The organism is Agrobacterium leguminum, from assembly GCF_015704895.1.
GTDB lineage: Bacteria > Pseudomonadota > Alphaproteobacteria > Rhizobiales > Rhizobiaceae > Agrobacterium > Agrobacterium leguminum.
In genome coordinates, this window is sequence record NZ_JADQWB010000003.1 from 46,179 (window position 1) to 60,060 (window position 13,882).

Genomic DNA, 13,882 nt, shown 5'->3' on the forward strand with positions numbered 1-13,882 from the left:
ATGCTGCGGTATATTCTAAAGCGCATCCTCGTCATGATCCCGACACTGATCCTGATCTCGATGCTGGTCTTCACCATCATCGAATTGCCGCCGGGCGATTATTTCGAAAGCTATGTCGCCGAGCTGCGCGCCATGGGCGAGACGGCGAACCTTGCCGAAATCGAGGAGCTGCGTGTCCGCTACGGTTTCGACCAGCCAGCCCCGATCCGCTATTTCCGCTGGGCGACCGGCATGCTGGTCGGCGATTTCGGTTATTCCTTCGAATATCAGCTGCCGGTCAGCGATGTGGTGGGAGACCGCCTGTGGCTGACGGTTCTGGTCTCCTTCGTCACCATCATCGTCACCTGGCTTATCGCCTTCCCGATCGGCATCTACTCCGCCACGCATAAATACAGCTGGGGCGATTACGGGCTCACCTTTCTCGGCCTGCTCGGCATCGCCATTCCCAACTTCATGCTGGCGCTGATCCTGATGTATTTCGCCAATATCTGGTTCGGCATCTCCATCGGCCATCTGATGGATCGGGAATATCTGAACCAGGCGATGAGCTGGGCGAAGTTCAAGTCGATCCTCGAACACATCTGGATCCCCGTCCTCATCATCGGAACGGCGGGCACCGCCGGCATGATCCGCCGCCTGCGCGCCAACCTGCTCGATGAATTGCAGAAACAATATGTGGTCACCGCCCGCGCCAAGGGGCTACATCCCTTCAAGGTGCTCACCAAATATCCGCTGCGCATGGCGCTGAATTTCTTCATCTCGGACATCGGCTCGATCCTGCCGGCCATCATATCAGGCGCGGAAATCACCGCCGTCGTGCTGTCGCTCGAAACCACCGGTCCCATGCTCATCAGGGCGTTGCAGAGCCAGGACATGTATCTCGCCGGCTCATTCCTGATGTTCCTCGCTTTCCTGACGGTGATCGGCGTTCTGGTGTCGGATATCGCCCTTGCCATACTCGATCCGCGAATCCGCTTCGGAGGTGGTAACGTCAAATGACTTCATCCATTCCGAAACCCGGCGAAGCGCTGCCCCATTACGTCTCGACCGCGCCCTTCGACCCGTCGCTGATCGAACCCAACACGTCAGGAATGGCGGCCTTCAGCAAGGCCTCGCAGCTGCGCCTCATGTGGTGGCAGTTCCGTCAGCACAAGATCGCGGTGTGGTCCGGCGCCTTTCTGGTGGTGCTTTATCTTTCGATCCTGATCTGCGAATTCCTCGCACCCTATAATCTCCACACCCGCAATATCGAGCATATCTACGCCCCGCCGCAGGCCATTCACCTGTTCAATGACGGAAAATTTGTCGGCCCCTTCGTTTATGGCCGAGAAATGACGCTCGACATGGACAATCTGAGACGGGTCTACCGGGATGTGCCGACGGATATCCAGCCGCTGCGTTTCTTCTGCAAGGGCGATACCTATCGCTTCTGGGGCATGTTCGAGGGCAGAACCCATCTCGTCTGCCCGGCGGAGGGTGGTGAATTGTTCCTGCTCGGCACGGATCGTCTCGGCCGTGACGTGCTGTCCCGCATCATCTATGGCGCGCGCATTTCGCTGACCATCGGCCTTCTCGGCGTCGCCATGAGCTTCGTTCTCGGCATTGTGATCGGCGGTCTGGCGGGTTATCGCGGCGGCACATTCGATCTGATTGTCCAGCGCATCATCGAGGTCCTGCAATCCATCCCGAGCATTCCGCTCTGGCTGGCGCTTGCGGCGATCATGCCGGTGACCTGGAGCCCCATCCTCGTCTATCTCGGCATCACCATCATTCTCGGTATGCTGGACTGGACGGGCCTTGCACGCGCCGTGCGCTCGAAACTTCTGGCGCTTCGCGAAGAAGACTATGTTTTGTCTGCACAATTAATGGGTGCCAGCACGCCGCGCATCATCGGCAGGCACCTTATTCCCGGCTTCATGTCACACTTGATCGCCTCGGCCACCCTGACGATACCGGGCATGATTCTCGGCGAAACCGCACTGAGCTTCCTCGGCCTCGGTCTCAGACCACCGATCACAAGTTGGGGAATTCTGCTCACGGAGGCGCGCAGCGTCAGCGTCATTGCGCTATATCCATGGCTTCTCATCCCGACGATCCCGGTCGTTCTCGTCATTCTGGCCTTTAATTTCTTCGGCGACGGACTACGTGATGCTGCGGATCCCTTCAGATAAAATGGAACACCCTTTGATAAACTGCCCTTCCGCCATCGCCTTTTTTGTGAAAGGCAAAAAGAGGTGTGGCCCATGACCTCCCGTTTGAACGACGCGCGTATCCTCATGTACAGCCACGATTCCTTCGGGCTCGGGCATCTGCGGCGGTGTCGCACCATCGCGCATGCTCTGGTGGAGGATTATCGCGGCCTCAACGTCCTCATCATTTCAGGCGCGACGATTGCCGGCGCCTTCGATTACCGCGCCCGCGTCGATTTCGTGAAAATCCCGAGCGTCATCAAGCTGCGCAACGGCGAATATACGTCCATGGACAGGCATATCGATCTTCAGGAAACCTTGAAGATGCGCCGCTCCATCATCTACCACACGGCCGAAAGCTTCCAGCCGGATATCTTCATTGTCGACAAGGAGCCCATGGGCCTGCGCGGCGAGGTGGAGGAAACGCTCGCCTATCTCAAGGGACAGGGCACCAAGCTCGTCATCGGCCTGCGCGACGTCATGGATGCACCGCAGCTGCTCGAAGCGGAGTGGAAGCGCAACAATGTCATGACCAAGATTGGCCAGTTCTATGACCACGTCTGGATTTATGGCCCACCCGATTTCCACGATCCGCTGACGGGGCTCGACGTTCCGCACACCGTGCGCGACAAGATGGATTTCGTCGGTTTCCTGCAAAGATCGAAGACGCAGGCCGAAACCGTATCGCATCGGCCGGAAGGCGATTACCTTCTCGTCACCACCGGCGGCGGCGGCGATGGCAGCGAATTGATCGACGACGTCATCAACGCCTATCGCCATGACACCGAACTGACGCACAAGTCGCTGGTGGTGCTCGGCCCCTATATGCCGGCGGATCAACGCCAGCGCTTCATGAGCAGTGTTGCCGATATTCCGCATATCGAAATCATCGAATTCGACAACCGCATGGAAGATCTCGTTGCCGGCGCGCAGGCCGTCGTCTCGATGGGCGGATACAATACCGTCTGCGAGATATTGTCCTTCGACAAACCCGCCCTCGTCGTGCCGCGCACGGTGCCGCGCGAAGAGCAGCTTATCCGCGCCAGCCGTGCCTCGGAGCTTGGCCTTTTCGACATGCTTCTGCCGGAAGATGCCGAAAACCCGGCAAAAATGGCGGCAGCTCTGAAGTCACTGCCGAACCGCGCGCCGCCCTCCGTCAATGCGCGCGGGCTGAAGCTGGACGGTCTGGAAAACATATCGCGCCGGATAGCCGAATGGCTGCCGCCCGAGGGTGACAAGGCGCCGATCACGCTGACCGCGTGACCGGTTCCCCAACAAACACCGCTTCAAAAGAGACACGCGCAACGTGACCGATACAAAAAAAATCGTGGTGCTCCTCAAGGGCTATCCGCGCCTGTCCGAGACTTTCATCGCCCAGGAGCTTTTGGGGCTGGAAAAGGCCGGGCTGAAACTCGAACTCATGTCGATGCGCCGGCCCACGGACAAGAAGCGCCATCCCGTTCACGATGAAATCCGCGCGCCCGTCACATATCTGCCGGAATATCTGCACGAGGAGCCGCTGCGCGTTCTAAAGGCATTGTGGGCGTGCCGAAAAAAGCCGGGCTTCACCAAGGCGCTTCGCCGCTTTTTCAACGACCTGTCGCATGATCTCAGCCGCAATCGCTTCCGCCGTTTCGGGCAGGCTGCGGTTCTCGCGCATGAATGGCCGGCGGATGCCGAATGGCTGCATGTCCATTTCATCCATACGCCCGCCTCGGTCGCCGCCTATACCCACCTCATTACCGGCACGCCCTGGACGATCTCGGCACACGCCAAGGACATCTGGACCTCGAACGACCGCGACCTTGCCGCCAAGCTGCAAAGCGCCCGCTGGGCCGTGACCTGCACTGCCGGCGGCTTCCAGCATCTGCAGACCCTTTCCGGGTCAAAGCAGAATGTGCATCTGAGTTATCATGGCCTCGATCTCACCCGTTTCCCGCATTTCGACACGCCACGACCGGCAAGAGACGGTTCAGATGCCGATGATCCGGTCAGGATTTTGAGCGTCGGCCGGGCGGTCAAGAAAAAGGGCATCGATATTCTCCTGCGCGCGCTCGCCTCGCTGCCGCAGGATATCCATTGGCGCTTCACCCATATCGGCGGCGGCGATGAACTGGCCGCCCTGAAGAAACTTGCAGACGAACTTGGCGTCGCCGACAGGATCGTCTGGACCGGCGCCATGGACCAGAAGCAGGTGCTGGAGAACTACCGGGAAGCGGACCTCTTCGCCCTTGCCTGCCGCATCACCAGCGATGGCGACCGCGACGGCCTGCCAAATGTGCTGGTCGAGGCCGCGAGCCAGGCGCTGACCTGCATCTCCACCAATATTTCCGGCATTCCGGAGTTCTTCGTCAGCGGTGAAAACGGCCTGCTGACGGAACCGGAAAATCCGACCGCCTTCGCAGAGGCCCTGCGCACGGCCATCACCGATCCGCAATTGCGCCAGCGTCTTGGCAGTGCCGCCGAAAACCGTGTGCGCACCGCCTTCGACCATCGCACCAGCATTGTCGAGCTGAAGGCCCTGTTCGAGACCGAGTGGGAAAAAACGCCATGACCGATACGGAAAAACGCCCCTGCGTCTTCTTCTACGTCCAGCATCTTCTCGGCATCGGCCATATCGCCCGCGCCAGCCGCATTGCCAACGCCCTTCAGGCGAACGGTTTCGATGTCGTGCTGGTCACGGGTGGCACGCCGGTTCCGGGCTTTCCGGGCGAGGGCATCCGCCATGTCGAATTGCCGCCCATCGCCGTCAGCGACGGCAGTTTTGCCGGCCTGGTCGACAGTTCCGGCAAACCGGTGGATGACGACTTCAAGAGGCTTAGAACCGACATGCTGATCGGCGCCTATCACGGCGCAAAACCCGATATCGTTATCATCGAGGCGTTCCCCTTCGGCCGCAGGCAGGTGCGTTTCGAATTGTTGCCGCTTCTCGATGAGATAGAAGACAGCGAACCGCGCCCGCTCGTCATGGCGTCGCTGCGCGATATCTTGCAGGAAAAGACCAAACCGGGCCGGGACGAAGAGACCGTTTCACTGGTGAAGAAACATTTCGATGCGGTGCTCGTCCATGGCGATCCGGATTTCGCCCGGCTGGAAGAGACCTTTCCGCTTGCCGGCGAGATCAGCCAGCGCATCGTCTATACCGGCCTCGTCGCCCCCCTTCCGCCGCCGGAACCGGCGGAAAAATTCGATATCGTGGTTTCCGCAGGCGGCGGCGCCGTTGGGGCCGCACTCATACGGGCTGCTCTCGAGGCTGCCCCCCTCTTGGGTAGCATCAAGAGCTGGTGCCTCGTGACCGGTCCCAACATGCCGCAGGCGGATTTCGATGCGATCTCGGCGCGGGCGGCGGGAAATGTGTCCGTCTTCCATTTCCGCAAGGATTTCGCAAGTTTGCTCGCCGGCGCACGGCTTTCGATTTCACAGGCCGGTTACAACACCGTCTGCGATATTCTTCAGGCAAAATGCCGCTCGCTTCTGATCCCTTTCGCAGCCGGAGGCGAAACCGAACAGAGCGCCCGCGCCGAACGGCTGGCGCGGCTGGGGCTGGCGCATGTGCTGGAGGAGAAGGATATTTCGGCGCAAGCGATGGCCGATGCCATCAAGGCGGCATTGTCCCTGCCGGCACCCGGCACGATCACGCTCGATCTCGATGGCGCGGCCGGAACGGCTAGAGCGCTGCGCCATCTTTACGATGAGCGGTGAGGATTGTCTTCAACTCGCGAACCGCCGCCTCATCGGTAACCTTGCGCCCTGCGCCGGTGAAACCGAGCTTCGCCACCCTGCTGTCGGGATCAAAGGATGGAACGGCGGAACAGGATGCGTGGATTTCCGTGATCGGAAAGCGATCCAGCAATGTCTGAACGCTCTGCGGACGCACACCGGCACCGGGCATGATGACGATCCGGCCTGCCGCCATCTCGGACAAGTGGGCCAGAGCCTCAATCCCTTCAAGCGCCGAACGCGCGCCGCCTGAAGTGAGAATTCTTGGGAACCCCAATGCGATGGCGGCTTCCAGCGCCTCGTCCATGTCAGGCACGACATCGAAAGCCCGGTGCAGGGTCACATCCAGCCCGTCGGCATGACTGCGCAGTTCTTCAAGCAAGCCGATATCAAGCGAACCATCGCCACGCGATGCGCCGAGCACCACGCCGGAAAGACCGGCCGCCCTTGCCGCATCAATATCGCGTTTCATCACATCCGCTTCGTCGCGTGTGAACACGAAATCACCGGCGCGCGGCCTGATCATGACGCTCACCGGCACCCCGCAGGACGCAGCGCGCTGCATGAAACCCGCCGATGGCGTTACACCGCCGCCCGAAAGCGCCGCGCAGAGCTCGATCCGATCGGCCCCGCCGCTGACCGCCGCTTCCAGACCGGCGACATCGTCCACGCAAATTTCGAGAATCATCGTAACCTCTTTCATTTGGGTGGCCGTTACCTGCGGCGGCCCTTTCCATCAAGCGCGTAAAGCATATAAACGCCGCCGAGCCCCACAATCGCCCCCAATATGGAAGTCCCCGAATAGCTGGAGACCAGGGTTCCAACGGCAAAAATCAACGCACCCAGACCAGCGCCGAGGAAGATATTGACCGCAATCAGCGAGCTTCCGAGTCCCGGCCGGTCCGCGATCAGTTCCTGCAGATAGGTAATTGGAATGCTGATGATCGCGGCGGCGCCCAGCGCACTGATGACCGTTTGGGCGTAGATATGCCACGGCGCTGAAGCAAGCCCCTGCAGAATGAGATAGATGGCGTAAAGCCCCGCTCCCGCCGCAAGTGTCAGCGTCTGCGGAACCTTCTTCTCGATCCAGCCCCACAGGAGAATGAAGACGATTTCCAGCGCAGCGACGATACCCGCAACAATGCCGATATCCGCCACCGTGCCCTTGGCCTGTCCGGTTATGATGAGCGAGCGCACGGAATCGTTGAGATGCAGCATTGAGCAGATGAGCGCGATGGCGATGATCCGCAGCAGCACCCGCCGCGATCCGATTTCCGCAAGCGAGGCGCGCAGACCAAACCGCGCTTCGGTATTTGCCGATGCCGGCGTGGCGGCCCGCGGCAGGCAGAAGGCAACGAGCAGAAAGCAGACAAGCGCGCAGATGCCCGAAAACAGGAACGCCATCAGCATATTGCCGGAATTCACCAGAAAAACACCGACAATGCCCGGCACCAGCACCCAGGAAAGCGAGATGGTTGCCCGCATGATCGAATTCACCGCGATCATCTCACCCGTCGAAAGGTTGCGCGCGTCGGCGCGCACATGGGCGAAGATCAATGAATTCATCGCTCCGAAAATCGGCAGAAGCACAAGCTTCGCGGCAACGAAGGCGGTAGCGTTGCCGGCCAGATAGACCAGCAGATAACCGCTGACGCCAAAGAGCGCGATATAGAGCATTGGCTTGCGATATTCGCCCAGCCTGTCTGCGACGATGCCCATCAACACGCTGGCGCTGACATTAATGACAGCGGCAAACAGCATCAGCAGCGAATAGACGCTGTTGCTCAGCCCGATTTCGCGAATACCGATGACCGCCTGATAGGGGGCGGTCGCCGCATTCGAAAACCCGAAGAACAGGATGGCGAGCGCCCCGATGCGGATCGACGGATTGTTGATGACGATGGAAAGAGCCGACGGCATGGATATTCGCCTGAGATGATCCGGCACCGCCGGATCGCTGGATAAAAGCTACCGAACCGCTGTCATCGCCAGCGGGCCGAAAGGATGGGCTGAGGGGTATAATCGAAATGCGGCTTCCATGGGTAAAAATCGCCGTCCCGGCGGCGATTGGGAAGATTTTCGATATCCTGATTGATGACTCCTTCCGTCAGCGCCATGAGGTTGGGATTGGCGATAGGCGCAAGTTCCGGTGAAAGATAACCGGACTTGACGACCAGCAGCCGCACCTCCTTTGGATTAAAGCCGAGACGGGTGAAATCGGAAATCATGTGATAGGGCCTGCGCCGCGCCGCCAGAATGACCGTGATGCCGCCGATAGCGACCGCTGCCTGCCGCTGGTCAGCAGCACCTGGATCGTCCAGTTTCACAACGCGGGCTTCGACGGTCACGGACGGGCTCTGCGGATCGAGACTGCCGCCGATCTTCAGGGAAAGCGCAGCACCTTCGCCGGCCGCAAAACAGGCTTCGACCGCCGGCCTGTCAGTGATGCCGCCCAGCAGCGCGCCCTGCCAGTTGCGCACAATCAGCGCAGCCAGAACATCGGCGCGATCGCCAACCCCACCGCCGGTCGGGTTATCGCCGGAGTCGGCCAAGATGATCGGTCGCGTTGCCGTGTTTTCGGCGATATCCAGAATGGCCTCGAGCGGCTCGGTCACGGGGCCGAAACGAAAATCCTGCCTGGCATTCCAGTAAGATTGCGCGATCTCGGTCGCGACCGCCTGTGTGGCCGCTTTGTCCGTTCCCGTTACCACGGCGCAGGCCGTCGCCCGGGGTTCGTCCGCCCAGACGTAGCCGATCATGAAATTCGCATCCCAAATGCCGGGCCGCGCATCGTGATCCGGCAGAACGGCATAAAGGCTTTTGGTGGGTTCGTCTTCCGTGGAGGTCTTCTCACCCGGCAGCAGAACCGGAATTTTCGCCCAGGCCACGCCGGGCTTTTCACCGGTCTTCAGGGCCTTCAGCAGCATCGCCCACGCCCGCACCATCGTCTCGCGCACATCGATATGCGGCGCAGTTCGATAGCCGGCAAATATGTCAAGCTGATCGATGATCGTCTGGCTGACATTGCCGTGCAAATCATAGCTCGCAGAGACCACGACATTCGGCCCGACGACGGCGCGGGCGCTTGAAATCCAGTCACCTTCCGCATCGTCCATACCTTCGACATTCATCGCGCCATGCATGGCGAGATAAAGCCCGTCCAGCGGCAGGCAGGCCTTAAGGCGTTCGAGAAACTCCGCCTTGAACGCCTCATAGGCCGCGCGCGACACCGGGCCGCCCGGCACCGCCCGCGCATGCAGAAGCGGCAACACGTCCACCCCGCCTTCACCGAGGAAATTGAAATACTCGGCCTCCAGCAGTTCCGCGCCGCGAAAGACGCGAAAATCCTGCTCGCCCATCAGCACCGGCGAATAGGTGCTGCATTCGGTATGAATTCCACCCACGGCAATACGCATGTCGGTTTCCCCTCAATAAACCGGGTTCAAGGGGACGATGGCCGCAAAACGCAGCCAGTCCTTTTGCGCCTTTGGTGTCCACGCCGCCTCGGCAATCGCCGGCAGACGGGGGAAAACCAGATGGTTGAAATAGGCGCGATTGAGGAAATGTTCAGACCAGATGCAGGCCTGAACGCCCTTCATCCGCTCCTTCAACTCCTCGGGAAATTCGCCGACGGCCTCATAGGCATAAGTATGCGAAGGTGGAACGGTGCCGGCCCAGCTTGCGCCCGGCTCCTGCCATGCTTCATCCTGCACCATGTCGAGATAATAGGCCTGACCCGGCGTCATCACCACGTCATAGCCCTGCTTTGCAAGCTCAAGCCCGACTTCCGGCTTCTGCCACGCCATCAGCAACGTTCCGGCGGGATCGACACCGCCGCCGTGGGAAACCTCGTCCCAGCCGGCAAGCTCGCGGCCGCGCTCATGCAGCATCCCCTGAATGCGCTTCATGAAATAGGACTGGATACCAAAGGTGCCGTCGAGCCCCTCCTTTTCCATCAGCGCCTTGGCAAGCGGCGAGGCCAGCCACGACCCATCCGCAACCTCATCGCCGCCAATATGGATCAGCCGCGACGGGAACAGCTCCACCATCTCGTCGAATATCTTGCCGAGGAATTCATAGGTCGGCTCGATGGCCGGGTTGAGCGCGTTGTTCGGGTATCCCTGCACAGAGCGGTAGCTGTCCGGCGCCTCCTGCCCATCCGTCAGCTCCGGATAGGCCACGAGAGCCGCCGTGCTGTGGCCCGGAATATCGACTTCCGGCACGATTTCGACGTTCAATGCCGCCGCATGCGCGACGACCATGCGCACCTCGTCCTGCGTGTAATAGCCCGACACCGGCTCAGCCCCGTTCCCGAGCTGCGGCAGAAGCGGCGCATCCGGGCCGCGCGTGGCGCCAACAGTGGTCAGCAACGGATAGGCCTTGATTTCGAGCCGCCATGCCTCGTCATCCGTCAGGTGCCAATGGAAGCGGTTCATACGCAGCCATGCGAGAATATCGATAAGCCTCAGGACATCGCCTGTCGGATAGAATTGCCGGGAGACATCAAGATGGCAGCCGCGCCAGCTATACCGCGGCGCATCGCTGATGGTGCCGGAGGCCGGGAAGCGGAATTGGGGATCGATGCGTGCGCCATGCAGCAGCTGCGCCAGAACCGTCAGGCCATATTGCAGACCGGCAGCGGCCGAATATTCCACGACCACCGCTTCTTTTGAAAAAGTAAGGCGATAACCTTCTGCTTCCAGCCCGCTATGCCGCTTGAAACGAAGCGGTTTTCCCTCATGAACCGGCGCAAGGCTGAAGGGCACGTGCCCGACGGCAAAGAGCCGGCGGAACAGCGAAAGCACGGTTTCCACCGCAAGCACTTCTTCTGCGCCCGCATCTTCCGCCGGGAAGAGCGCGACGGGAAAACCCTCGCCCGGTTCGGCATCGATTTCAGCGGGCCAGGGCTGAATGGAAAAGGGCAGATCGAGCTTGCCTTCGGGAAGCAGCACCGGTGCCGGCTCGCTGTGACGCCCATCCAGCATCAGGTCACCGACATCGACGGCGCGATGCGTTCCGTCGGCAAGGCTGACATAGGCGGATTTCGCGCCATCCGTGCGATGCCGGGCCGGTCGCAGCAGGCCATCGACGATGAAGCGCCATGATTTCCCCGGCTCGAGCACGAAGCCCGCCGGCGGTGCAAACTCATGGAAATTGGCGTTGCGGCGCAGATAAACGGCATTGTCGCAAGCGGGCTTGTCCACCGTCCGCGTCAATGACGTGTAGACGATGCGAAAATCCTTCAGCGGCTCGCGGGAAAGATTGACCAGAGTAAAGGTAAAACCGCCCGAGGCGGAATCTTTGAGCGGATGCCAGGAATTTTCGAGACGATAATGTGCGAGCGCCATGATGCTCCCCTTTATTGCGCATTGAGCCCTCAGGAGGGCTACGGTCAGTAATGTTCGGATTGCGAGAAGGTCCGGGCCAGCGGCGCCTGCCCCGCCGTCAGTCCGCAATCGACCGGCAGGCATACGCCGCTGATCGCCTCCGCCTGTGGGCCGGCCAGAAAGGCGACGGCGTTGGCCACATCTTCGGGCCGCACGATGCGCTGCAGCGGATACCAGTGCTTGGCTTCCTCAAAGACCTGAGGATTGGCGGCGGCCCGCGCCTCCCATGCCTGGGTGCGCACGGTGCCCGGCGCAACGGCATTGGAACGGATGCCGAATTTGCCGTATTCGACGGCGATCAGCTTGGTCAGATGGATCAACCCGGCCTTCGCCGCGCTGTAGGCCGGATGGCCGAACACCGCCATGCCGTTGACGGATGTGATATTGACCACCGACCCCTGGGTCCGCTTCAACGCCTCTTCGAAAGCCCTGAAGCAGAGAAACGGCGCTTCCAGATTGAGGGCATTGTCCCTGCGCCATATATCGGCGGTCGTGTCATGCAGGCTGACGGCCCTTGCGGCGCCCGCATTGTTGACAAGGGTTACAACATCGCCCAACTCCGCAACCTCGGCGGCCAGCCTCGCAAGGTCCTGCGGATCGGTGACATCGCAGGTTTTCGCAACGAAGCGGGGACCGGAAAGCAGGGATAGCGCGCTCGAAAGGGCGTCGGGGTCAATATCGACCAACACGACCTTTGCATGGCTTTCGGCCAGCGCCGTGGCAATTGCCCGGCCAATATCACCTGCCGCGCCGGTAACGACGGCGAGCTGGTCTTTCCTGTCCTTCATCTCCTACAACTCCCTTGAAGCTTTCCGACCCGCCATAAAGCGGGTCTCAGGCAAAGCAGCCTGTATTTTTCATCAGCCCGCCTCAGTCACCGAGCAATTGCTTGTCATCCGGGTCACGATGTTCCACGAGCTGCTGCTTGATGTGACGTAACGTCACCATTGATCGTTGCCGTTGATGATAGGCAGCAAGCGTCGCCAGAACATCGACGGCGGCCAGATAGGCGTAGCGCGATGAGGTGGGGCGGAAGATATTGTTTCCCTCTGGCACATTGACGGCCACCACCATGTCGGCGGCCGCGGCAACAGGCGTGTCGCTCTGGGTGAGCGCAATGGTGGTGACCCCCATTTCCCGCGCCAGCCTGAAACATTTCACCAGTTCCATGTTGCGGCCGGAAAAGGACGAACCGATGATGACATCTTCCTTGCGCGCCGCAGCCGTCATCATCAGCTGCATGCTGTGATCGGCACTGGTCGAAACACGCAGGCCCAGGCGGAACAGCCGGTTCTGGATTTCCGAAGCGATCATCGAGGAATTGCCGCCTGCGCCGAAGGCATAGATCATGCCGCTATTGGCGATCCTGATCGCCGCTTCATCGGCAAGGGCGGGATCGAGCGTCCTGTGCAACAGGAAAAGCGCTTCCTGTGCCTTGGCGAGCACCTCTTCCGCCACATCCGAGGGACCGGTGCTGGAGGGTTCGGAGGTGAGGTATCGAATACCCACATAGGCCGTCTTGGCGAGGCTGACCTTGAAATCCGAAAAGCTCTGGCACCCCAGCCGACGGCAGAACCGCGTCACGGTCGGCGGCGACACTTCGGCGCGGGCCGCCAGCTCGATGATCGAGGCATTGACGGCGAATTCGAAGTCCGAAACCAGAATATCGGCAATCCGCCGCTCCGACTGCGAGAATTGTCCCCTGTCTTCCTGTATTTTTGCGAAAATATCCATGTTCACCGGGTCTCCGTTCCGCCAAAACTTAAGGCTTGGCCCCGTTTCCGATGCACCCTAAGAAAGCGCGCCCGTCAACCGCATAGATCCATGAATCGAGGATGTTTCGTCTTGCTGACGACACCGCGCGCACCTTTGATTTGAAAATTATTTTCTCTGTTGATTGAGAGATGAGCATATGCCAACAATCAACACCAGAGAAATCTCCAAATCTTGAAAATAATTTCAATAATGGACCGAAACCATGCGTGATCCCTTCAAAAACCCCTTTCCCGAAACAGACATCGCCCGCCATTCCATCTGGGAGATGCTGGTAACGCGGGACATCGACGCTTTCCTTGCCGCCGACTGGTCGAAGGTCGCGGACGATTTCGTCGAGGACGGCTTTCTCGGCATCAACGCCAACCGGGATGCGAACCCGGACAATTGGCGCCTGTCGTTCCCTTCGCTCAGCGCCTATCGCGACGAGTGGCTGCGGCAGGCGCAGGATTTTCAAACCCAGCAATTCGCAGATAACCCGCGCGATGCGATCTTTGCGACCACCACGCTGGAAGAAATCGAAGTGGAAGGTGAGACCGCGCTGGTGCGCAAGAAGTTCGACGGTGGGCTTCGCAAGGCCGATGGCAGCTTCGACGTCATGAAATGGCAGACGCTCTATTATTGCCGGCTGCATCAGGGACGCTGGAAGATCAGCGGTTTCACCGGCTACATGCCCAACCCCATGCCGTGATCCAGCGGACATCTGGAAAAGCTTCGCACGCCGGGCCGAAAGCCCGGCGTTGTTTTTTCGTCTGGAAGGGGCGGAAAAATGCCGGAGACGGATCGCGTCAGGAACAGCCGGGCATGGAAAAA

At 60.2% G+C, this 13,882-nt stretch carries 12 protein-coding genes; 6 read left to right on the top strand and 6 right to left on the bottom strand.

Features of this window, described 5'->3' with window-relative positions:
• The 5 genes from I3J13_RS05955 to I3J13_RS05975 all read left to right on the top strand — a co-directional run bounded on the left by I3J13_RS05955 (position 1) and on the right by I3J13_RS05975 (position 5,891).
• Positions 1-999, top strand: a complete 999-nt coding sequence (locus I3J13_RS05955; protein WP_003521288.1) for an ABC transporter permease — start codon at positions 1-3, stop codon at positions 997-999.
• A complete protein-coding gene (locus tag I3J13_RS05960; RefSeq protein ID WP_059759953.1) occupies positions 996-2,171 on the top strand; it encodes an ABC transporter permease in 1,176 nt (391 codons plus the stop codon). Before I3J13_RS05955 ends, I3J13_RS05960 begins: the two co-directional genes overlap by 4 nt.
• A 72-nt stretch (positions 2,172-2,243) precedes the next feature.
• Positions 2,244-3,452 carry a glycosyltransferase family protein gene (locus tag I3J13_RS05965; protein WP_196378266.1) on the top strand — a complete coding sequence of 403 codons (1,209 nt, stop codon included), beginning with the start codon at positions 2,244-2,246 and terminating at the stop codon, positions 3,450-3,452.
• Positions 3,453-3,495: 43 nt separating this feature from the next.
• Complete coding sequence (locus I3J13_RS05970; protein WP_196378267.1) at positions 3,496-4,743, top strand: glycosyltransferase; 1,248 nt, start codon at positions 3,496-3,498, stop codon at positions 4,741-4,743.
• Positions 4,740-5,891: a glycosyltransferase family protein gene (locus I3J13_RS05975; protein ID WP_196378268.1), complete on the top strand. Its 1,152-nt coding sequence runs from the start codon at positions 4,740-4,742 to the stop codon at positions 5,889-5,891. Before I3J13_RS05970 ends, I3J13_RS05975 begins: the two co-directional genes overlap by 4 nt.
• Here I3J13_RS05975 and I3J13_RS05980 read toward each other — a convergent pair.
• The 6 genes from I3J13_RS05980 to I3J13_RS06005 all read right to left on the bottom strand — a co-directional run bounded on the left by I3J13_RS05980 (position 5,857) and on the right by I3J13_RS06005 (position 13,030).
• Positions 5,857-6,597 carry a copper homeostasis protein CutC gene (locus I3J13_RS05980; protein ID WP_196378269.1) on the bottom strand — a complete coding sequence of 247 codons (741 nt, stop codon included), beginning with the start codon at positions 6,595-6,597 and terminating at the stop codon, positions 5,857-5,859. The genes I3J13_RS05975 and I3J13_RS05980 overlap by 35 nt on opposite strands.
• Before the next feature lie 26 nt (positions 6,598-6,623).
• Positions 6,624-7,829, bottom strand: coding sequence for an MFS transporter (locus tag I3J13_RS05985; RefSeq protein ID WP_020808536.1), 1,206 nt, complete (start codon positions 7,827-7,829; stop codon positions 6,624-6,626).
• A gap of 62 nt (positions 7,830-7,891) precedes the next feature.
• Positions 7,892-9,325: a M81 family metallopeptidase gene (locus I3J13_RS05990; protein WP_196378270.1), complete on the bottom strand. Its 1,434-nt coding sequence runs from the start codon at positions 9,323-9,325 to the stop codon at positions 7,892-7,894.
• A gap of 12 nt (positions 9,326-9,337) precedes the next feature.
• A complete protein-coding gene (locus tag I3J13_RS05995; RefSeq protein ID WP_196378271.1) occupies positions 9,338-11,257 on the bottom strand; it encodes a beta-N-acetylhexosaminidase in 1,920 nt (639 codons plus the stop codon).
• Between the two features lie 44 nt (positions 11,258-11,301).
• A complete protein-coding gene (locus I3J13_RS06000) occupies positions 11,302-12,084 on the bottom strand; it encodes an SDR family oxidoreductase (RefSeq protein ID WP_196378272.1) in 783 nt (260 codons plus the stop codon).
• 82 nt (positions 12,085-12,166) lie between these two features.
• Positions 12,167-13,030: a MurR/RpiR family transcriptional regulator gene (locus I3J13_RS06005; protein WP_065656977.1), complete on the bottom strand. Its 864-nt coding sequence runs from the start codon at positions 13,028-13,030 to the stop codon at positions 12,167-12,169.
• A 244-nt stretch (positions 13,031-13,274) separates the two neighbouring features.
• Between I3J13_RS06005 and I3J13_RS06010 the strand changes: the two genes are divergently transcribed.
• Positions 13,275-13,760 carry a hypothetical protein gene (locus I3J13_RS06010; RefSeq protein ID WP_003521277.1) on the top strand — a complete coding sequence of 162 codons (486 nt, stop codon included), beginning with the start codon at positions 13,275-13,277 and terminating at the stop codon, positions 13,758-13,760.
• The last annotated feature ends 122 nt before the right edge of the window (positions 13,761-13,882 follow it).